This is a genomic window from Roseateles sp. DAIF2 (assembly GCF_015624425.1).
Lineage (GTDB): Bacteria > Pseudomonadota > Gammaproteobacteria > Burkholderiales > Burkholderiaceae_C > Kinneretia.
Genome location: NZ_CP049919.1, coordinates 1827040 through 1846078 on the forward strand (window position 1 = coordinate 1827040; position 19039 = coordinate 1846078).

Below are 19039 nucleotides of genomic sequence, written 5' to 3' on the forward strand. Positions count from 1 at the left end.
TGGCTCACAGGCTCTCCAGGGTCTTGTGCACGTCGGCGCGCGGCGCGGCGATGCGCTGCCACAGCCGGGTCAGGCCGCCCGCCGGGCGCGGGCGGTAGCGGCGCGCCAGGCGCTCGCCGCACAGGGTCAGGCCGACATCCTCGCCGGCCTGCGCGCGGGCCAGCAGTTCGGCCACTGGGCCGGCATCCAGCGCCACCCAGGCCTCGGCCCAGGCGGTCCAGTCCTCGGCCAGCAGCGGTTCGCGCAGGCGTTCGTCGAGCCGCAGTTCCGGTGTGACGGCGCGCGGCAACGCGCGGCCGGCGCCGCTGATCCAGACCGAGTTCAGCGCCAGCGCGCCGCGCGCCTCGCGGGCCTCGCCCAGCGGATGGCGGTGCAGGGCCATCTGCAGCTCGTTTTGCAGGGTGCGCAGGCGCCGCGCCTCGGGCATCCAGGGATCGACATTGCGGTTGATCACCCGCTCCAGGCTGGCGCAGGCCAGGCCGGCCAGGTCCTCGTGGGCGACATACCAGCGCGTCGGCGCACCCCAGGCGCGGTGCCAGCCCTCGTCGGCCGGGAACAGCCAGGCCAGCGACTCGAAGAAGTCGCGCGATTCGGCCTCGTCCAGCGCCAGGGCATCGGGGTTCAGCGCGGTGACCTGGTCGCTGCCGACCGACATATGCAGCGGGCTCAGCAGGGCCCAGCAGCGGCCTTCGGTGGCGATGCCGTCGGCCTCGGCCTGGGCGGCGGCCAGCGGCAGCGCCGCGCTCTCGGCGGGCCAGCCCCACAGCGCGGCCTGGGCCTGCTCCTGCGGCGTTTGCAGCGCGTATTCGTCGCTGCCCTGCTGTCCGGCCGGGGCCAGCAGGCCCAGCAGGGCCGCCAGCCGGGGCAGGGCCAGCGTCTGCTGGGCCTGGGCGCAGGCCTCGCCCAGGGTGCTGGCATGGGAAATCATCAGATGCATGGCGCGATTATCCCGGGCCGGGCCGTCACCCAATCTTCATCCGCCTGCCATGGCGCCGACATGGCCCGGCGCGAAGCTGGCGGTCCATGAAACCCGCCGCCTACCCCATGCGTGCCGCCATGGACCCCAGCCCGCCCGAGGCGCCGGAGGAGCGCGGCGCGCTGCAGGTGCGCACGGTCTGGATCTCGGACCTGCATCTGGGCACGCCGGGCTGCCAGGCCCAGGCGCTGCTGGAATTCCTGCGCCAGGTCGAATGCGAGCAGCTGTTCCTGGTCGGCGACATCATCGACGGCTGGCAGCTGCGGCGCAGCTGGTATTGGCCGCAGGCGCACAACGATGTGGTGCAGAAGCTGCTGCGCAAGGCGCGCAAGGGCTGCCGGGTGATCTTCATCCCGGGCAACCACGACGAGTTCGCGCGCCGCTACCTGGACCACAGCTTCGGCGGCATCGAGGTGGCCGAGGACTGGCTGCATGTGACGGCCGACGGCCGGCGCCTGTGGATCACCCATGGCGACCTGTTCGACGGCGTCGTGCAATGCGCGCGCTGGTTGGCCCTGCTGGGCGACCAGGCCTACGAGTTCACCCTGAAGCTGAACCGCTGGCTCAATTCGGCGCGCGCGCGCCTGGGGCTGCCCTACTGGAGCCTGTCCAAGTACCTGAAGCTGAAGGTCAAGCGCGCGGTCAGCTATGTCTCTGACTTCGAGACCGCGCTGGCGCGCGAGGCCAAGAAGCGCGGCGCCGACGGCGTGGTCTGCGGCCATATCCACCATGCCGAGCTGCGCGAGATCGAGGGCGTGCTGTATGCCAACGACGGCGACTGGGTCGAGAGCCTGACCGCCCTGGTCGAGCATGCAGACGGCCGGCTCGAGATCCTGGACTGGAGCGCGCTGGCCCAGACGCCGCAGCAGCGCGCGGCCGCCGCCAACAAAACGTCATCGTCCGTCACGGAACTGTCACCAAGCCTTCATAGAATCATCCGATGACCAAGCTTCCCGTGGTCCCGCCCTCGCTGACCCTGCTCAACCGCGAGCAGGCGATCCTCGAATTCAACCGCCGCGTGCTGGCGCAGGCGCAGCGCGACGATGTGCCGCTCCTGGAGCGGCTGCGCTACATCTGCATCGTCTCCTCCAACCTGGACGAGTTCTTCGAGGTGCGCTTCGCCGACATGCTGGACGTCGCGCGCGATCCGGCCGGCAGCGTCAGCTCCCGCGATGTCGAGCGGGTGGCGCGGGCCGCCCATGAGCTGATCGACCAGCAGTACGACATCTTCAACGAGCAGGTGATGCCGGCGCTGAAGGCGCGCAGCATCCTGGTGCTCAACCATGCCGACCGCAACGAGGCGCAGCGCGCCTGGGTCAGCCGTTTCTTCGAGCGCGAGGTGCGGCCGCTGCTGGTGCCGGTGGGCCTGGACCCGGCGCACCCCTTCCCGCAGGTGGCCAACAAGTCCCTGCATTTCGTCGCCCGTCTGACCGGCAAGGACGCGCTGGGCCGCGACAGCCGCATCGCCATCGTCAAGGTGCCGCGCGTGCTGCCGCGCGTGATCAAGCTGCCGGCCGCGCTGAGCGAGGGCCGCCAGGCCTTCGTGCTGCTGACCAGCGTGATCCGCGCGCATCTGGAGGAGCTGTTCCCCGGCCGCCATGTCGAGGCCTTCTCGCAGTTCCGCGTCACGCGCGACTCCGACCTGGAGGTCGACGAGGAGGAGATCGCCAATCTGCGTCATGCGCTGCGCTCCGGCCTGACGACGCGCCATTTCGGCCGCGCGGTGCGGATCGAGGTGGTGAACACCTGCCCGGAGGAGCTGGCCAGCTTCCTGCTGGAGCAGTTCCAGCTGCCGCCGGCGGCGCTGTACCGCGTCAACGGCCCGGTCAACCTGGTGCGCCTGAACGAGCTGATCGACCAGACCGACGCCGACGAGCTGCGCTTCCTGCCCTACGAGCCGGCCTGGCCGCAGGGCCGGCTGCCGCGCGGCAAGTCGATGTTCGAGCGCCTGAAGAAGGGCGATGTGCTGCTGCACCATCCTTTCGAGAGCTTCGAGCCGGTGGTGCAGCTGCTGCGCGAGGCGGTGCAGGATCCCGAGGTGCTGGCGATCAAGCAGACGGTCTACCGCACCGGCAGCAAGTCCGAGCTGATGGACCTGCTGATCGAGGCGGCGCGGCGCGGCAAGGAGGTGCTGGTCGTCGTCGAGCTGAAGGCGCGCTTCGACGAGGAGGCCAATATCAACTGGGCCGAGCGGCTGGAGGCCGTCGGCGCCCAGGTGGTCTACGGCATGGTGGGCTTGAAGACGCATGCCAAGCTGCTCTTGGTGACGCGCCGCGAGCAGCATGGCGGCAAGCCGGTGCTGCGCCGCTATGCCCATCTGTCGACCGGCAACTACAACCCCAAGACCGCGCGGCTCTACACCGACCTGGGCTATCTGAGCGCCGATCCGGACCTGGCGGCCGATGTGGACCTGGTGTTCCGCCAACTCGCCTCGCTGTCCAAGTTCAAGGCGCCGCGGCGCCTGCTGCTGGCGCCGTTCAATCTGCACAGCCGCATGCTGGAGCTGTTGGCCCAGGTGGCCGAGGCGGCGCGCGCCGGCTATCCTGCGCGGGTGGTGCTGAAGGTCAATTCGCTGACCGATGCCGAGCTGATCCAGGGCCTGCTGTTGGCCGGCCAGGCCGGCGCGCGCATCGACCTGATCGTGCGTGGCGCCTGCATGCTGCCGCCGGGCCTGCCCGGTGTCAGCGACAACATCCTGGTGCGCTCGGTGGTGGGCCGCTTCCTCGAGCATTCGCGCATCAGCTATTTCCGCTGGGGCGATGGCGAGGAGCAGGAGGCCCTGTACCTGTCCAGCGCCGACTGGATGAGCCGCAACATGCTGCGCCGCATCGAGGTGGCCTGGCCGGTGCTGTCGGCCTCGCTGCGCCAGCGCGTGATCGACGAGGCGCTGATGCCCTATCTGCACGACAGCCTGGACGCCTGGCAGCTGGGGCCGGATGGCACCTCGCAGCGCGTCGCGGCGGAAGGCGACAGCGCCCAGCAGGCGCTGATGCGGCGCTTCACACCGGACTGAAACCGGGTAGGGCACGAAAGCAAAAAGGCCGATCATCGATCGGCCTTTTTGCTGGGTTCAGGGTTCAACCGAGAGTTTGAGCTGCTCGCCGCGCGACCAGGCCTCGGCCTCCTCGCGCAGGAGGAACAGGGCGCGCGGCTGATCGGCGGCCCAGCGTTTGGCCGGCGCGAGGCGCACCTGCTGGCGCTCGCGCGCCAGGCCCAGGGCCTGCGCGCTGACCGGGCTGCGGCCGTGGCAGGCCAGCACCGCCAGGCGCAGCGCCAGCACCTGCCAGACCAGGGCCGGCTCGGCCGCGAACTGGGCCTCCAGCTTGCGCAGGCCGCCGCGCTGGCCCAGCGCCAGGTCGGCCAGGCGGCGCAGCTGGTTCTGCGAGAAGCCGGGCGCGTCCACATGGGCCAGCAGGTAGGCGCTGTGACGGTGGTGGTCGTGGTGCGAGACCATCATGCCGATCTCGTGCAGGGCCGCGGCCCAGCCCAGCTCGCGCTGCTGCTCGCGCGTGGCCTCGGGCTGCAGCTGCTTGTACAGAGCCTGGGCCAGCTTGCCGACGCGCTCGGCCTGGCTGGCGTCGACGCCGAAGCGCTGCTGCAGCGCGACCACCGACTGGTCGCGCATGTCGTGCGCGCCGCCGGGGCGCTGCGCCTCCAGGCGCTCGGCCAGGTCGAAGATCACGCCCTGGCGCAGCGCGCCCTTGGTGGGCTGCAGGCTGTCGATGCCGAACTGGGTCAGCAGGGTGTAGAGGATGCACAGGCCGCCACCGACCACCGCGCGGCGGTCGTCCTTCAGGCCGGGCAGCTTCAGCCGGTCCACATGGCCGGCCTCCAGGCATTGGGCCATGCACCAGCGCAGCGCGTCCGGCGTGATGCGGCCGTCGGTGATGCCGCTGCCGGCCAGCAGCTGGGCCACCGCGCCGACCGTACCGGAGCTGCCCAGCGCCTCGCGCCAGAGCTTGCGGTCGAACAGGGCGCGCGCCTCCTCCAGCTCGGCGCCGGCCGCCACCTGGGCGGCGCGGAAGGCCTCGGGCGTGAAGCGGCCGTCGGGGAAGAAGCGCAGCGACAGGCTGACGCTGCCGACCTGGAAACTCTCGGCGGTACGCGGCGTCGTGCCCTGGCCCAGGATCATCTCGGTGGAGCGGCCGCCGATGTCGATCACCAGGCGCGGTTCGCTGGAGGTCTGCAGCCGCGCGACGCCGGCATAGATCAGGCGCGCCTCCTCGCGGCCCGAGATCACCTCGATCGGGAAGCCCAGAGCGCCCTCGGCGCGGCGCAGGAAGGCGTCGCGGTTCTTGGCCTCGCGCAGGGTCTGGGTCGCGACCGCGCGCACCCGGCCGGGCGCAAAGCCCTGCAGCTCGACGGCGAAGCGGGCCAGGCAGTCCAGGCCGCGCTGCATCGCGGCCTCGGTCAGCATGCCTTCATCGTCAAGACCTGCCCCCAGGCGCACGGTCTCCTTCAGGTAGGCGAGGCGGCGGTAGCGGCCGCGCTGCAGCTGGGCGATCTCCAGTCGGAAGCTGTTGGAGCCCATGTCGATGGCGGCAAGGGCGGCGGAAGCGGTGCTCTGGGGCAAGGTCATGATGTGCGCGATTGTCGTGGCAAACCCGTGACGGTTCCGCTGCAGAGCTCGGCGGTCCTGCCTAGAATTCGCCAGCCTTCCCTGGTTCACCCCCTCGACAGGAGCTGCGACGATGCTGAAGAACGATGTGGACAGCCTGGCCCCCGGCCGCGATTTCAACCGGCGCGACTTCGTGCGTACCACGGTCGGCAGCGGCTTCGCCGCCGCGGTGCTGCCGGTGACGGCGCAGACCGTGGTCAAGACCGATGCGCAGGGCCTGGAGGTCGGCGAGGTGACGATTCCGGTCGGCGACTTCAAGATGCCGGCCTACCGCGCCCAGCCGGCCGGCGCGAAAAACCCGCCGGTGCTGCTGGTGGTCAGCGAGATCTTCGGTGTGCACGAGCATATCGCCGACGTGGCACGGCGCTTCGCCAAGCAGGGCTATCTGGCGATCGCGCCGGAGCTGTTCGTGCGCCAGGGCGACGCCGGCAGTTATGGCGAGGTCGCCAAGCTGCAGGCCGAGGTGATCCTGAAGGTGCCGGACGAGCAGGTGATGCGCGACCTGGACGCCGCGGTGGCCTGGGCCAAGGGGCAGGGCGGCAATACCGCGAAGCTGGGCATCACCGGCTTTTGCTGGGGCGGCCGCATCACCTGGCTTTACGCGGCCCACAACCCGGGCCTGAAGGCCGGCGTGGCCTGGTACGGGCGCCTGGTCGGCAACAGCGTCCCGCTGCAGCCGCGGCACCCGCTGGAGCTGGCCGGCCAGCTGCAGGGACCGGTGCTGGGCCTCTATGGCGGACAGGACGGCGGCATCCCGCTTGACACGGTTGATAAGATGAAGGCTGCCCTGGCCCAAGGTTCGGCGGCCTCGAAGCGCAGCGAGTTCCACGTCTACCCGGACGCGCCGCATGCCTTCCATGCCGACTACCGCCCCAGCTATCGCAAGGAAGCGGCCGAGGACGGATGGCAACGCTGCCTGGCCTGGTTCAAGGCCAACGGCGTGGCCTGACGCCGGAATCCGATTCGCCAGCAAACCGCGCCCGAGTCCCTGAGGCGCGGTTTGTTTTTATGTCTGACCTAGATGTCCATGACCCTTTTCTACATCGTGCTCGCGACCCTGGTCGGCGGGCTGCTGTCGGTGCTGATCGCCGCCAGCCTGACCGTGGGCCTGCTGGGCCGCGTGGTCAAGCATCTGGTCAGCCTGTCGACCGGCGTGCTGCTGGGCACGGCGCTGCTGCATGTGCTGCCGGAGGCCTTCGAGGGCCAGGCCAGCCCGCATGAGCTGTTCCTGACCCTGCTGGGCGGCCTGATGTTCTTCTTCCTGCTGGAGAAGGCCGAGCTGTACCGCCACACCCATCACCACGAGGGCGACGGGCATCACCACCATCACCATTTCGACCATGAGCAGGCGGGGCGTGGCGGCCTGTCGGTGCTGGTGGGCGATTCGATCCACAACTTCTGCGACGGCATCATCATCGCCGCGGCCTTCCTGGCCGACACGCGCCTGGGCGTGGCCACCTCGCTGGCCATCATCGCCCACGAGATCCCGCAGGAGGTGGGCGACTACATCGTGTTGCTGAACGCCGGCTTCACGCGCGCCCGCGCCCTGGTCTACAACGCGATCTCGGGCCTGGCGGCGGTGCTGGGCGGGGTGCTGGGCTACTTCGTGGTCGGCGCCTGGGAGCCGCTGTTCCCCTACCTGCTGGTGGTGGCTTCGAGCAGCTTCATCTATGTGGCGGTGGCCGACCTGATCCCGCAGTTGCAGCGCCGCCTGCCCTGGCGGGACACGGCGGCGCAACTGGCCTGGCTGGCGGCCGGCCTGGGCCTGGTGCTGGTCGTCTCAGGCGGCGCCCATTCCCACTAGGCCTTAGCCCACTGGGTTTAGCGGACCACCAGCACCGGCACGGTGCAGTGGGTCAGCACCTTCTGCGTCTCGCTGCCCAGCAGCAGGGCCTGGAAGCCGCGCCGGCCATGCGAGGCCATCACGACCAGGTCGGCCTGGTTGCGGTCGGCATGCTCGATGATGGCCTCCCAGGCATGCAGGGCCTCGATCGTGTGGCCCTCGCAGGGCACGCCGGCCGCCTCGGCCGCGGCGACCACGGCCTTGACCCGGCCACTGGCGATGCGCTCCTGGGCGTCGAAGAACTCCTGCGGCGGCGTCGGCTGCATCTCGGAGACGGCGCTGTAGGGGAAGGGTTCCTTGACGCTGACCGCGTAGAGCTTGGCGCCATGGAACTTGGCCAGGGCGATCGCGGTGTCGACCGCCTTGGCGGTGATGTCGGAACCGTCGGTGGGGATGACGATGCGCTTGAACATGGCAAACCTCCTTCTGCTGATGGCAGGCCCGGGCCGGGCCCTGAGGAGATATTGCCTCGCAGAGGCGGTCTTGTCTTGCTCTGCGTCAAGCCCGCGCTATCGGACGGCGCGGATCGGCCGACCACTCGCTCCAGGAGCCCGGATAGAGCTTTGAGCCTAGCAGCCCGGCATGTTCCATGGCCAGCAGGTTGTGACAGGCGGTGACCCCCGAGCCGCATTGATGCACCACGCCGGCCGCGCCCTGCGGCGCCACCAGGGGCTCGAACTCGCGGCGCAGCTGCTCGGCGCTCTTGAAGCGGCCGTCCTCGGCCAGGTTCAGCTTGAACAGGCGGTTGCTGGCACCGGGGATGTGGCCCGCTTGTTTGTCCAGCGGTTCGACCTCGCCGCGAAAGCGCTCCGGCGCGCGCGCATCGATCAGGCGCACCCGGCCCAGCTGCGTCTGCAGCGCATCGGCGTCCAGGGCCTCGACCAGGCTGGCGCCGGCGCGGAAGTCGCTGCGCGGCGGCGTGGGTGTGGCCTCCTGCGTCAGCGCGCCGCCGGCCGCGTTCCAGGCGGCCAGACCGCCGTCCAGCACCGCGGCCGCCGTGTGGCCCAACCAGCGCAGCATCCACCAGGCGCGCGCCGCATACATGCCGCCCTGGGCGTCGTAGCAGACCACCTGGGTCTCGGCCGTCAGCCCCAGGGCGGCCATGCGCGCGGCGAAGGCCTCGCGCTCGGGCAGCGGATGGCGGCCGTTGCTGCCGGTCTTGGTCGCGCTGAGGTCGCGGTCCAGGTGCAGGTAGACGGCACCCGGGATATGGCCCTGGCCATGGGCGCGCTCGCCGGCGGCGGTGTCGGCCAGGTCGAAGCCGAGGTCGAGGATCAGCAGCGGGCGGCCGGCGGCCTGCAGGGCCCGCAGCTCGGCGACGGAGATCAGGGTTCGGTGGTCGGCAGGGCTCATCATGATTCGGTGACGGAATGTTGGCTGTCGGGCGGGGTGCTGCGCGCGCGCAGCAGGGTGGCGGCCAGGCCGGCGCCGATGATCAGCGCCATGCCCAGCAGCGCGCTCCAGGTGATCGCGTCCTTGAACAGGGCCACACCATATATGAAGGAGAACACGATGCCCAGGTATTGCAGGCTGGCGTTGACCAGGGTCTTGCCGGTGCCGTAGGCGCGCGTCATCAGCAGCTGGGCGGCGGTGGCCAGCAGGCCTACGGCCAGCAGCAGGGCGATGCCCAGCAGGCTCGGGTGTCCATGCCAGCCGCCAGTGGAGGCGGTCGTCAGCGCGCCGGCGACGACGCCGCCCAGCGAGAAGTAGAAGACGATGCGGATCTCCGGCTCGCCGGCGCGACCGAGGGAGGTGACCTGCAGATAGGCCAGGGCCGAGAGCATGCCCGACAGCAGGCCGGCCAGGCCATGCCAGGCCTGCTGCTGGTCGATCGTCGGACGCAGGATCAGGGCCACGCCGACGAAGCCCAGCAGCACCGCGCCGACCAGGCGGCCGTCCACCCGCGCGCTGCCCAGCATCACCGCGCCGCCGATCAGGAACAGGGCCATCCAGACCGAGGACATGTAGTTCAAGGTCATCGCGGTGGCCAGCGGCAGCTTGCCGATCGAGTAGAACCACAGCGACAGGGCCAGCACGCCGGACAGGCTGCGCCAGAAATGCATCGCCGGCACGGCGGTCTTCAGGCTCAGGCCCTGCCAGCGCGATAGCAGCGCCATCATCGTGACGCCCACCAGGCCGCGGTACATCACGATCTCGCCGGCGTCATAGAACTCCGACGCCAGCTTGACGCAGACCCCCATCGTGGCGAACAGGAAGGTGGCGGCGATCATCATCAGGGAGGCGGGCATGGCCGGCATTGTGGCCCGGCACCATGCAAGAGCGCCCCGGCAGCAGGCTGCGCGGGGCGTTTGGCGATGTTGTTGTCGACGTTGCCGTATTACCCAGCGGAGTCCGCGGATCCGGCTCCGCCGGTCCGCCGGACTCGCCTCCTTGAGGGGGCGCGCGCAGCGCGTAGGGGGTGGGCCGATCTCAGGCGCCGAATTTCATCTCGCGGCGGTACCACTCGTGGAAATGCTGCATGCCGTCCTCCATCGGGCTCTGGTAGGGGCCGACCTCGTTGTCGCCGCGTTCCATCAGCGCGCGCCGGCCCTGGTCCATGCGCAGCGCGATCTCGTCGTCCTCGATGCAGGTCTCCATATAGGCGGCCTGGTTGGCCTCGACGAAGTCGCGCTCGAAGGCGGCGATCTCCTCGGGGTAGTAGAACTCGACGATGTTGGTGGTCTTCTGCGGGCCCTTGGGGTGCAGGGTCGAGACGACCAGCACATGCGGGTACCACTCGACCATGATGTGCGGGTAGTAGGTCAGCCAGATCGCGCCCTGCTTGGGCGGCACGCCGCCGCCGAACTGCAGCACCTGCTCGTGCCACTTGGCATAGGTGGCCGAGCCGGGCTTGCTCAGGGCCTTGTTGATGCCGACGGTCTGCACCGAATGGTGGCGGCCGAACTCCCAGGCCAGGTCCTCGCAGGTGACGAACTGGCCCAGGCCCGGATGGAAGGGCCCGACGTGGTAGTCCTCCAGATAGACCTCGATGAAGGTCTTCCAGTTGTAGTCGCACTCGTGCACATGGACCTTGTCCAGCACATAGCCGCTGAAGTCCAGCTCCGCGGCCGGGCCCATCTTGGCCAGCTGGGCCGCGACGTCATGGCCGTTGTCCTCGAACAGCAGGCCGTTCCATTCGCGCAGCTTGTAGCGATTCAGGTTCAGGCAGGGATCCTGCTCGAAGTGCGGCGCGCCGACCAGCTGGCCCTTCAGGTCGTAGGTCCAGCGGTGCAGCGGGCAGACCACATGCTTGCCGGTATTGCCGCGGCCCTTCAGCATCACCGCCTGGCGATGCCGGCAGACATTGGACAGCAGCTCGATGCCGCCCGCGGTGCGCACCAGGGCCCGGCCCTCGCCCTCCTGGGGCAGGGCGTAATGGTCGCCGACCTCGGGCACGCTGAGCGCGTGGCCGAGGTAGCGCGGTCCATGCTGGAAGATCAGTTCCTGTTCCCTACGGAACAGGTCCTCGTCGAAGTAGGAAGTGACGGGCAGCTGGGTTTTGTAGCTGCGTTCAAGCGCTGAGAGAGTGAGGCTCAGGTCGGACATGATCCAAGAGGGTCTCCAAGAAACCAATGTCAACCCCCCGGCGGCCTTGGCTCGGGGCCAGGTACCGGGTTTGTGTCAATACGGGGAATAGAGGTCACGCGCGCGCTCGGGAGCGCTGGGCGAGGGCGGGATTGTACCCAGGTCCACAGGAATGGTTTTGAGGCGGCGCAAGCCCGGCGGCGCAAGCCTCTTTACCTTGTCTGTGGCGCCGGCCTGACAGCCACCCAAGGGGGCGACGAACAGCTAGGGGTTGGCCCCACTACAATTACAGGTTTCGCGTTCTGAAATGACCAAAGCCTCCGCCGCCAAGAATGCGTCCAAGGACGCAGTTTCGCCCAGTTACGAGCAAGCGCTCGAGGAACTGGAGCGTCTGGTGGCGACCATGGAGGGCGGTCAGCTGCCGCTGGATCAGCTGCTGGACAGCTACCGGCGGGGGGCCGAGCTGCTCGGTTTCTGTCGCGAGCGCCTGCAGGCCGTAGAACAACAGGTCAAGGTACTGGAGGGCGGGGAGTTGAAGTCTTGGGAGGACTCTTAAGCGTGGATGCTGGGGTTTTTGAACAATGGGTGCAGCGTTGCCTGGGCACCTATGAAGTGGCGCTCGACGCCTGGGTGCCGGCCTCTGCGCCGGCCGGTCTGGGCGAGGCGATGCGCTATGCGGTGCTCGGCGGCGGCAAGCGGCTGCGCCCGCTGCTGGTGCTGGCCGCCTGCGAGGCGGTGCAGGGCGAGGCCGAGGCCGCGATGCGCGCGGCCTGTGCGGTGGAGCTGATCCACGCCTATTCGCTGGTGCATGACGACATGCCCTGCATGGACAACGACGTGCTGCGCCGCGGCAAGCCGACGGTGCATGTCGCCTATGGCGAGGCGCAGGCGATGCTGGCCGGCGACGCGATGCAGGCCCTGGCCTTCGAGGTGTTGACGCCCGATGCCGGTGTGGCGCCGGCCCTGCAGGCGCGCCTGTGCGCGCTGCTGGCGCGCGCCTCCGGCCATGCCGGCATGGCCGGCGGCCAGGCGATCGATCTGGCTAGCATCGGCAAGCCGCTGGACGAGACCGCGCTGCGCGACATGCACCGCCGCAAGACCGGCGTGCTGCTGCAGGCCAGCGTGCTGATGGGCGCGGCCTGCGGCGCGACCGAAGCCAAGGCCTGGGACGCGCTGGCCGACTATGGCGCCGCGATCGGCCTGGCCTTCCAGGTGGTCGACGATATCCTGGACGTGACCCAGGATTCCGAGGTGCTGGGCAAGACCGCCGGCAAGGATCAGGATGCCAACAAGCCGACCTACGTCTCGGTGCTGGGCCTGGACGCGGCGCGTGCCTATGCCGACCGACTGCGCGACGAGGCGCATCAGGCGCTGGCGCGCAGCGGCCTGGCCCATACCGCCTGGCTGAGCCTGCTGGCCGACAAGGTGGTCGAGCGCGACAATTGATGTTCAAGCCGGAAGTAGAGTCGATCATGAACTATGCCCTGCTGAAGACGGTCAACAGCCCCTCCGATCTGCGCCGCCTGCCGCGCACGGATCTGAAGAAACTGTCCGACGAGCTGCGCGCCTATGTGCTGGACAGCGTGGCCAAGGTCGGCAACGGCCACCTGGGCTCCAATCTCGGCACGGTCGAGCTGACCGTGGCCCTGCACTATGTGTTCAACACGCCGCATGACCGCCTGGTCTGGGACGTGGGCCACCAGACCTATCCGCACAAGGTGCTGACCGGCCGCCGCGAGGCCATGGCCACCCTGCGCCAAGCGGGCGGCATGAGCGGCTTTCCGCGCCGCGACGAGAGCGAGTACGACACCTTCGGCACCGGCCATTCCAGCACCTCGATCTCGGCCGCCCATGGCATGGCGATGGCCGCCAAGCTCAAGGGCGAGGACCGCAAGACCGTGGCCATCATCGGCGACGGCGCGATGACCGCCGGCATGGCCTTCGAGGCGCTGAACAACGCTGGCGTCTCGCATGGCGGGCTGCTCGGCGATGTGCTGGTGATCCTGAACGACAACGACATGTCGATCAGCCCGCCGGTCGGCGCGCTGAACAAATACCTGGCGCGCCTGATGAGCGGCAAGTTCTACGCCGCTGCGCGCGAGGGCGCGAAGTCGGTGCTGAAGAACACGCCGCTGTACGAGTTCGCGCGCCGCTTCGAGGAGCACACCAAGGGCATGGTCGTGCCCGGCACGATCTTCGAGGAATTCGGCTTCAACTATGTCGGCCCGATTGATGGCCATGACCTGGAATCGCTGATCCCCACCCTGGAAAACCTGCGCGGCAAGAGCGGCCCGCAGTTCCTGCATGTGGTGACCAAGAAGGGCGCGGGCTACAAGCTGGCCGAGGCCGACCCGGTCAAGTACCACGCGGCCTCCGGCAAGTTCGACCCCGCGGTCGGCTTCGTCAAGCCGGCGACGCCGGCCAAGACCACCTTCACCCAGGTGTTCGGCGAATGGCTGTGCGACATGGCCGAGCAGGACAAGCGCCTGGTCGGCATCACGCCGGCGATGCGCGAGGGTTCGGGCATGGTGGACTTCCACAAGCGCTTCCCGACCCGCTATCACGACGTCGGCATCGCCGAGCAGCATTCGGTGACCTTCGCCGCCGGCATGGCCTGCGAGGGCCTGAAGCCGGTGGTGGCGATCTACTCGACCTTCCTGCAGCGCGCCTACGACCAGCTGGTGCATGACGTCGCGATCCAGAACCTGCCGGTGCTGTTCGCGCTGGACCGCGCCGGCCTGGTCGGTGCCGATGGCGCGACCCATGCCGGCAACTACGACATCGCCTTCACCCGCTGCATCCCGAACATGGCGATCCTGACGCCGGCCGACGAGAACGAGTGCCGCCAGGCCCTGTTCACCGGCTTCAGCCATGACGGCCCGACCGCGGTGCGCTACCCGCGCGGCGCCGGCGCCGGCATCGCGGTGCAGAAGGACATGCAGGTCCTGCCCTGGGGCAAGGGCGAGCTGCGCCGCAAGGGCTCGCGCATCGCGATCCTGGCCTTCGGCACCCTGCTGTACCCGGCCCTGAAGGCGGCCGAGAGCCTGGATGCGACGGTCGCGAACATGCGCTTCGTCAAGCCGCTGGACACCGAGCTGGTGGCCGAGCTGGCGCGCACCCATGAGGCCATCGTCACGGTCGAGGACGGCTGCGTGATGGGCGGCGCCGGCTCCGCGGTGCTGGAGGCGCTGCAGGCCGCCGGCTTGGCCCTGCCGGTGCTGCAGCTGGGCCTGCCCGACGAGTTCATCGAGCATGGCGATGCGGCCAAGCTGATGGCGCAATGCGGCCTGGATGCCGCCGGCATCGAGCAGAGCATCCTGAAGCGCTTCGGCGCCCGGCCGACCCTGGTGGCACGCGCCGCCAACCAGTAAAGATCAGCAAAGAAGTGTGGCGAGCCGGCCGGGCATGGCCCCGGCCGCCGCGCGCAGCTGCTCCAGCAGGGCCCGCACCAGCGGCTGCGCAGGCCTGAACTCGGGCAGCAGCGCATTGACCCGGAAGGGCACCGAAACCGAGAAGCGCCGCAGTGCCAGCCCCGGGCCAGCGACGGCTAGGGCCGTCAGCGGATTCACGATCGCCAGGCCCAGGCCCTGCTGCACCAGCGCGCAGACCGCCGCCGCGCTGTGCGTCTCCAGCCGCAGCCGGCGCTCGACCCCGGCCTCGGCGAACAGCGCATCGAATTGGCGCCGGTAGGGATCCTCCGGCGAGAGGCTGACGAAATCCTCACCGGCGAAATCGGCCGGCTCCAGCACCGGCCTGGCCAGCAGCCGGTGCCCGGCCGGCAGCACGCAGACCTCGTCCAGCTGCAGCAGCGGCTCCAGCCGCGTGCCCGGGGCCGGCTGGCCGGATTCCGACAGACCCAGGTCGAAGCGCTGGGCCCCCATCCATTCCTCCAGCAGCGGCGACTCCTGCGGCGTGATCGACAGCTGCGCACCGGAGTGCTGGCGCAAGAAGCCGGCGCAGGCCTCGGGCAGCAGGGCATGGGCGAGCGCCGGCAGGCACAGCACCGAGAGCCTGGCCTCGTCCTCGGCGCGGCCCAGCTGCGCCGCGCGTTCCGCCACCCGGGCCAGGCCCTGGTAGCTGCGCTGCACCTCCTCGAACAGGGCCAGCGCCCGCGCGTTCGCGCGCAAGCGCCCGGCTTGGCGTTCGAACAGGGCATAGCCCAGCAGCTGTTCCAGGCGCGCCAGCTCCCGGCTCACGGTGGGCTGGCTGCTGTGCAGCAGGGCGGCGGCGCCGGTGACGCTGCCGGCGGTCATCACGGCGCGGAACACCTCGATATGGCGATGGCTGATCATCCGCCAACCATATCAGTATTGAATGATTGAAGAAAATCAAAGCATTTGAATGAATGAATGGCGGCTGGCATGCTGCGCGCATTCTGAATTTCCCTAGCGAGCCTTTGCCATGCCCCGTCCGCTGTCCGCGCCCCTGCTCTGGAACCTGGCCGAACGCTTCGGCACCCCGCTGTGGGTCTACGACGCGGCGGTGATCCGCGCGCGCGTGGCGGCGCTGCGCGCCTTCGACACGATCCGCTTCGCGCAGAAGGCCTGCTCGAACACCCATATCCTCAAGCTGATGCGCGAGCAGGGCGTTCATGTGGACGCGGTCTCCCGCGGCGAGATCCTGCGCGCGCTGGCGGCCGGCTACCGGGCCGGGCCGGACGGCGAGATCGTCTTCACCGCCGATCTGCTGGACCGCGAGACCCTGGCCACGGTCGCCGAGCACCGGGTGCCGGTCAATGCCGGCTCGATCGACATGCTGGGCCAGCTGGGCGCGGCCTCGCCCGGCCATCCGGTCTGGCTGCGCATCAACCCCGGCTTCGGCCATGGCCACAGCAACAAGACCAATACCGGCGGCGAGCACAGCAAGCATGGCATCTGGCACAGCGAACTGGGCGCGGCGCTGGCGGCCGTTTCCAGGCATGGCTTGAAGCTGGTCGGCCTGCACATGCATATCGGCTCCGGCGTCGACTACGGCCATCTGGCCCAGGTCTGCGGCGCGATGGTCGATCTGGTGCGCCAGGCCCGCGAGGCCGGCCATGACCTGGCCGCGATCTCGGCCGGCGGCGGGCTCTCGATCCCCTATCGCGAGGGCGGGGCGGTGATCGACACCGCGCATTACTTCGGCCTCTGGGACGCGGCGCGGCGGCAGGCCGAGGCCCTGGTCGGCCACCAGCTGCATCTGGAGATCGAACCGGGCCGCTACCTGGTGGCCGAGTCCGGCCTGCTGCTGGCCGAGGTGCGCGCCACCAAGAATGCCGGCGCGAACCATTTCGTGCTGGTCGACGCCGGCTTCAACGAGCTGATGCGCCCGGCCATGTACGGCGCCTTCCATGCGATGGAGGTGCTGGCCAGGGACGGCGGCACGCGCGAGTCGCGGCCCACCGTGGTGGCCGGCCCGCTGTGTGAGTCGGGCGATGTGTTCACGCAGGAGGACGGCGGCGTGGTCGTGCCGCGCGAGCTGGCCCGCGCCGAGGTGGGCGACCTGCTGGTGATCCACGACACCGGTGCCTATGGCGCCTCCATGTCCAGCAACTACAACAGCCGGCCGCTGATCGCCGAGGTGCTGGTCGACGGCTCGGACCCGGCCTCGGCGCGCCTGATCCGGCGCCGCCAGACGGTCGAGGAGCTGCTGGCACTGGAACTTTGATATTGCTATCGCACAAATTTTGAGCAATAGACTGCATCAATAGGTGGAGCCAATGGGGGCGATTTGATTAAACAAACCTAAGGGTTGGTGGGGATCGATATGATTCGTTCCATTCCATCAACCCACAGCGGAGTTTTCTCGATGTCCCTGATCAACACCCAAGTCCAGCCCTTCAAGGCCCAAGCCTTCCACAACGGCAAGTTCATCGAAGTCACCGAAGCCTCGCTGAAGGGCAAGTGGTCCGTGCTGATCTTCATGCCGGCCGCCTTCACCTTCAACTGCCCGACCGAAGTGGAAGACGCCGCCGAGCATTACGCCGAATTCCAGAAGGCCGAGACCGAGGTCTACATCGTCACCACCGACACGCATTTCTCGCACAAGGTGTGGCACGAAACCAGCCCGGCCGTCGGCAAGGCCAAGTTCCCCCTGGTCGGTGACCCGACCCACGCCCTGACCAATGCATTCGGCGTGCACATCCCGGAAGAAGGCCTGGCCCTGCGCGGCACCTTCGTGATCAACCCGGAAGGCGTGATCAAGACGGCTGAAGTGCACTCCAACGAGATCGCCCGCGACGTCAAGGAAACCCTGCGCAAGCTGAAGGCTGCCCAGTACACCGCCAAGAACCCCGGCCAGGTCTGCCCGGCCAAGTGGAACGAAGGCGCCAAGACCATCGCCCCCTCGCTGGACCTGGTCGGCAAGATCTAAATAGATCTGCCCCTCCCACCCGTGTTGAGGTCCGTCCTCATCACCGCTTGCAGCATTTCCGGCGGCCTTGGCGCCGCCGGGATGCCCCTGGCCGCCCGTTCGCGTGAAAGGAGGCCAGCTCTCAAAGTCGCTTGATTGATCGAATTCGAATAGGAAGGAAGCACCACCATGTTGGACGACACCCTGAAGGCCCAGCTCAAGGCATACCTGGGGCGCGTCACCCTGCCGTTCGAGATCGAGGCTTCCCTGAGCGACTCTGAGAGCTCCCGCGAGCTGCAGCAACTGCTGCAGGACATCGCCGCGATGTCCGACAAGATCACCCTGCGCACCGATGGCCAGGACGCCCGCCGTCCTTCCTTCAGCCTCAAGCGCACCGGCACCGAGCAGAGCCTGCGCTTTGCCGCCATCCCGCTGGGCCATGAGTTCACCTCCCTCGTGCTGGCCTTGCTGTGGACCGGCGGCCATCCGCCCAAGGTCGAGCAAGACACCATCGAGCGCATCAAGGGCCTGGACGGCGACTATGCCTTCGAGGTCTACATGTCCCTGTCCTGCCACAACTGCCCGGACGTGGTGCAGGCCCTGTCGCTGATGTCGGTGCTGAACCCCAAGGTCAAGTCCGTCGTGGTCGACGGTGCCCTGTTCCAGGACGAGGTCAATGGCCGCGAGATCATGGCCGTGCCGGCGGTCTGGTTGAACGGCGCGCCCTTCGGCTCGGGCCGCATGACGGTGGAAGAGATCGTCGCCAAGCTGGACAGTGGCGCGGCCGCCAAGGACGCCGAGAAGCTCAGCGCCAAGGAAGCCTTCGACGTGCTGATCGTCGGCGGTGGCCCGGCCGGCGCCGCGGCGGCTGTCTATGCCGCCCGCAAGGGCATCCGCACCGGCATCGCCGCCGAGCGCTTCGGCGGCCAGGTCAATGACACGATGGCGATCGAGAACTACATCTCGGTGCTGGAGACCGATGGTCCGAAGTTCGCGACCGCGCTGGAACAGCATGTCAAGCATTACGGCGTCGACACGATGAACCTGCAGCGCGCCACCGGTCTGGTGCCCGCAAGCCAGCCCGGCGGCCTGGTCGAGGTGCAGCTGGAAAACGGCGGCGTGCTTAGAGCCAAGACCGTGATCCTCTCCACCGGCGCGCGCTGGAGAAACGTCAACGTGCCCGGCGAGCAGGAGTACAAGAACAAGGGCGTGGCCTACTGCCCGCATTGCGACGGCCCGCTGTTCAAGGGCAAGCGCGTCGCGGTGATCGGCGGCGGCAACTCCGGCGTCGAGGCCGCGATCGACCTGGCCGGCATCGTCTCGCATGTGACCCTGCTGGAGTTCGGCGAGCAGCTCCGTGCCGACGCGGTGCTGGTCAAGAAGCTGGAGAGCCTGGCCAACGTCAGCATCATCAAGCAGGCCCAGACCACCGAGTTCACCGGCGCGGGCGGCAAGCTCAGCGGCCTGAACTACACCGACCGCGCCACCGGCGAGGCCAGGCGCGTCGAGCTGGAAGGCGTGTTCGTGCAGATCGGCCTGGTGCCCAACACCGAATGGCTGAAGGGCACGGTGGAGCTCTCCAAGCATGGCGAGATCATCGTCGACGCCAGGGGCCAGACCTCGGTGCCGGGCGTGTTCGCCGCCGGCGATGCGACGACGACGCCGTTCAAGCAGATCATCATCGCCGCCGGCGAGGGCGCGAAGGCGGCGTTGGCTGCGTTCGACCACATCATCCGCAACTGAAGCG

General features: G+C 68.9%; 17 protein-coding genes. 10 read left to right on the plus strand and 7 right to left on the minus strand.

The features are described 5' to 3' along the window. Positions 1–4: 4 nt before the first annotated feature. Positions 5–937, minus strand: a complete 933-nt coding sequence (locus G8A07_RS08570) for a hypothetical protein (RefSeq protein WP_195796617.1) — start codon at positions 935–937, stop codon at positions 5–7. Between the two features lie 107 nt (positions 938–1044). Between G8A07_RS08570 and G8A07_RS08575 the strand changes: the two genes are divergently transcribed. Together G8A07_RS08575 and ppk1 are read left to right on the plus strand one after the other, a co-directional pair. Further along, on the plus strand, positions 1045–1920 hold the full coding sequence (locus G8A07_RS08575; protein ID WP_195796618.1) for a UDP-2,3-diacylglucosamine diphosphatase: 876 nt from the start codon (positions 1045–1047) through the stop codon (positions 1918–1920). After that, a complete protein-coding gene (ppk1, locus tag G8A07_RS08580; RefSeq protein WP_195796619.1) occupies positions 1917–3989 on the plus strand; it encodes a polyphosphate kinase 1 in 2073 nt (690 codons plus the stop codon). Before G8A07_RS08575 ends, ppk1 begins: the two co-directional genes overlap by 4 nt. Positions 3990–4046: 57 nt before the next feature. Here ppk1 and G8A07_RS08585 read toward each other — a convergent pair whose 3' ends face one another. After that, a complete protein-coding gene (locus G8A07_RS08585; protein ID WP_195796620.1) occupies positions 4047–5555 on the minus strand; it encodes a Ppx/GppA phosphatase family protein in 1509 nt (502 codons plus the stop codon). A 112-nt stretch (positions 5556–5667) separates the two neighbouring features. On the opposite strand from G8A07_RS08585, the gene G8A07_RS08590 reads away from it, so the two are divergent. Continuing rightward, the gene (locus G8A07_RS08590) at positions 5668–6543 is read left to right on the plus strand and encodes a dienelactone hydrolase family protein (RefSeq protein WP_195796621.1); all 876 of its coding nucleotides are present in this window, start codon (positions 5668–5670) and stop codon (positions 6541–6543) included. Between the two features lie 72 nt (positions 6544–6615). Beyond that, positions 6616–7398 (plus strand): ZIP family metal transporter, encoded by a 783-nt coding sequence (locus tag G8A07_RS08595; RefSeq protein WP_249937272.1) that lies wholly within the window; start codon positions 6616–6618, stop codon positions 7396–7398. Between the two features lie 17 nt (positions 7399–7415). Here G8A07_RS08595 and G8A07_RS08600 read toward each other — a convergent pair whose 3' ends face one another. The 4 genes from G8A07_RS08600 to G8A07_RS08615 all read right to left on the minus strand — a co-directional run bounded on the left by G8A07_RS08600 (position 7416) and on the right by G8A07_RS08615 (position 10983). After that, entirely contained in the window at positions 7416–7850 is a 435-nt protein-coding gene (locus G8A07_RS08600) for a universal stress protein (protein ID WP_195796622.1), read from the minus strand. A gap of 85 nt (positions 7851–7935) precedes the next feature. Continuing rightward, positions 7936–8790: a sulfurtransferase gene (locus tag G8A07_RS08605; RefSeq protein ID WP_195797675.1), complete on the minus strand. Its 855-nt coding sequence runs from the start codon at positions 8788–8790 to the stop codon at positions 7936–7938. Continuing rightward, a complete protein-coding gene (locus G8A07_RS08610; protein WP_213086255.1) occupies positions 8790–9686 on the minus strand; it encodes a DMT family transporter in 897 nt (298 codons plus the stop codon). Before G8A07_RS08610 ends, G8A07_RS08605 begins: the two co-directional genes overlap by 1 nt. 181 nt (positions 9687–9867) lie before the next feature. Continuing rightward, the gene (locus tag G8A07_RS08615) at positions 9868–10983 is read right to left on the minus strand and encodes an aromatic ring-hydroxylating dioxygenase subunit alpha (protein ID WP_195796623.1); all 1116 of its coding nucleotides are present in this window, start codon (positions 10981–10983) and stop codon (positions 9868–9870) included. Positions 10984–11269: 286 nt separating this feature from the next. On the opposite strand from G8A07_RS08615, the gene G8A07_RS08620 reads away from it, so the two are divergent. Genes G8A07_RS08620 through dxs form a run of 3 tightly spaced genes read left to right on the plus strand, consistent with a single transcriptional unit; the run spans position 11270 to position 14333 of the window. Beyond that, positions 11270–11518 carry an exodeoxyribonuclease VII small subunit gene (locus tag G8A07_RS08620; RefSeq protein WP_195796624.1) on the plus strand — a complete coding sequence of 83 codons (249 nt, stop codon included), beginning with the start codon at positions 11270–11272 and terminating at the stop codon, positions 11516–11518. Positions 11519–11520: 2 nt separating this feature from the next. Further along, positions 11521–12408, plus strand: coding sequence for a polyprenyl synthetase family protein (locus G8A07_RS08625; protein WP_371816437.1), 888 nt, complete (start codon positions 11521–11523; stop codon positions 12406–12408). Positions 12409–12434: 26 nt separating this feature from the next. Beyond that, positions 12435–14333: a 1-deoxy-D-xylulose-5-phosphate synthase gene (dxs, locus tag G8A07_RS08630; protein ID WP_195796625.1), complete on the plus strand. Its 1899-nt coding sequence runs from the start codon at positions 12435–12437 to the stop codon at positions 14331–14333. 3 nt (positions 14334–14336) lie between these two features. Here the strand turns inward: dxs and G8A07_RS08635 are convergent, their stop codons facing one another. After that, on the minus strand, positions 14337–15254 hold the full coding sequence (locus G8A07_RS08635; protein ID WP_195796626.1) for a LysR family transcriptional regulator: 918 nt from the start codon (positions 15252–15254) through the stop codon (positions 14337–14339). A gap of 109 nt (positions 15255–15363) precedes the next feature. On the opposite strand from G8A07_RS08635, the gene lysA reads away from it, so the two are divergent. The 3 genes from lysA to ahpF all read left to right on the plus strand — a co-directional run bounded on the left by lysA (position 15364) and on the right by ahpF (position 19035). After that, positions 15364–16608, plus strand: a complete 1245-nt coding sequence (lysA, locus tag G8A07_RS08640; protein WP_195796627.1) for a diaminopimelate decarboxylase — start codon at positions 15364–15366, stop codon at positions 16606–16608. Between the two features lie 141 nt (positions 16609–16749). Further along, positions 16750–17313 carry an alkyl hydroperoxide reductase subunit C gene (ahpC, locus tag G8A07_RS08645; RefSeq protein WP_195796628.1) on the plus strand — a complete coding sequence of 188 codons (564 nt, stop codon included), beginning with the start codon at positions 16750–16752 and terminating at the stop codon, positions 17311–17313. Positions 17314–17481: 168 nt separating this feature from the next. Then, the gene (ahpF, locus tag G8A07_RS08650) at positions 17482–19035 is read left to right on the plus strand and encodes an alkyl hydroperoxide reductase subunit F (protein WP_195796629.1); all 1554 of its coding nucleotides are present in this window, start codon (positions 17482–17484) and stop codon (positions 19033–19035) included. Positions 19036–19039 lie beyond the last annotated feature (4 nt).

Coding starts and splice junctions, on each gene's coding strand:
- G8A07_RS08570 (WP_195796617.1), bottom strand. CDS start 937: ATGCATCTGATGATTTCCCATGCCAGCACCCTGGGCGAGGCCTGCGCC.
- G8A07_RS08575 (WP_195796618.1), top strand. CDS start 1,045: ATGCGTGCCGCCATGGACCCCAGCCCGCCCGAGGCGCCGGAGGAGCGC.
- ppk1 (WP_195796619.1), top strand. CDS start 1,917: ATGACCAAGCTTCCCGTGGTCCCGCCCTCGCTGACCCTGCTCAACCGC.
- G8A07_RS08585 (WP_195796620.1), bottom strand. CDS start 5,555: ATGACCTTGCCCCAGAGCACCGCTTCCGCCGCCCTTGCCGCCATCGAC.
- G8A07_RS08590 (WP_195796621.1), top strand. CDS start 5,668: ATGCTGAAGAACGATGTGGACAGCCTGGCCCCCGGCCGCGATTTCAAC.
- G8A07_RS08595 (WP_249937272.1), top strand. CDS start 6,616: ATGTCCATGACCCTTTTCTACATCGTGCTCGCGACCCTGGTCGGCGGG.
- G8A07_RS08600 (WP_195796622.1), bottom strand. CDS start 7,850: ATGTTCAAGCGCATCGTCATCCCCACCGACGGTTCCGACATCACCGCC.
- G8A07_RS08605 (WP_195797675.1), bottom strand. CDS start 8,790: ATGAGCCCTGCCGACCACCGAACCCTGATCTCCGTCGCCGAGCTGCGG.
- G8A07_RS08610 (WP_213086255.1), bottom strand. CDS start 9,686: ATGCCCGCCTCCCTGATGATGATCGCCGCCACCTTCCTGTTCGCCACG.
- G8A07_RS08615 (WP_195796623.1), bottom strand. CDS start 10,983: ATGTCCGACCTGAGCCTCACTCTCTCAGCGCTTGAACGCAGCTACAAA.
- G8A07_RS08620 (WP_195796624.1), top strand. CDS start 11,270: ATGACCAAAGCCTCCGCCGCCAAGAATGCGTCCAAGGACGCAGTTTCG.
- dxs (WP_195796625.1), top strand. CDS start 12,435: ATGAACTATGCCCTGCTGAAGACGGTCAACAGCCCCTCCGATCTGCGC.
- G8A07_RS08635 (WP_195796626.1), bottom strand. CDS start 15,254: ATGATCAGCCATCGCCATATCGAGGTGTTCCGCGCCGTGATGACCGCC.
- lysA (WP_195796627.1), top strand. CDS start 15,364: ATGCCCCGTCCGCTGTCCGCGCCCCTGCTCTGGAACCTGGCCGAACGC.
- ahpC (WP_195796628.1), top strand. CDS start 16,750: ATGTCCCTGATCAACACCCAAGTCCAGCCCTTCAAGGCCCAAGCCTTC.
- ahpF (WP_195796629.1), top strand. CDS start 17,482: ATGTTGGACGACACCCTGAAGGCCCAGCTCAAGGCATACCTGGGGCGC.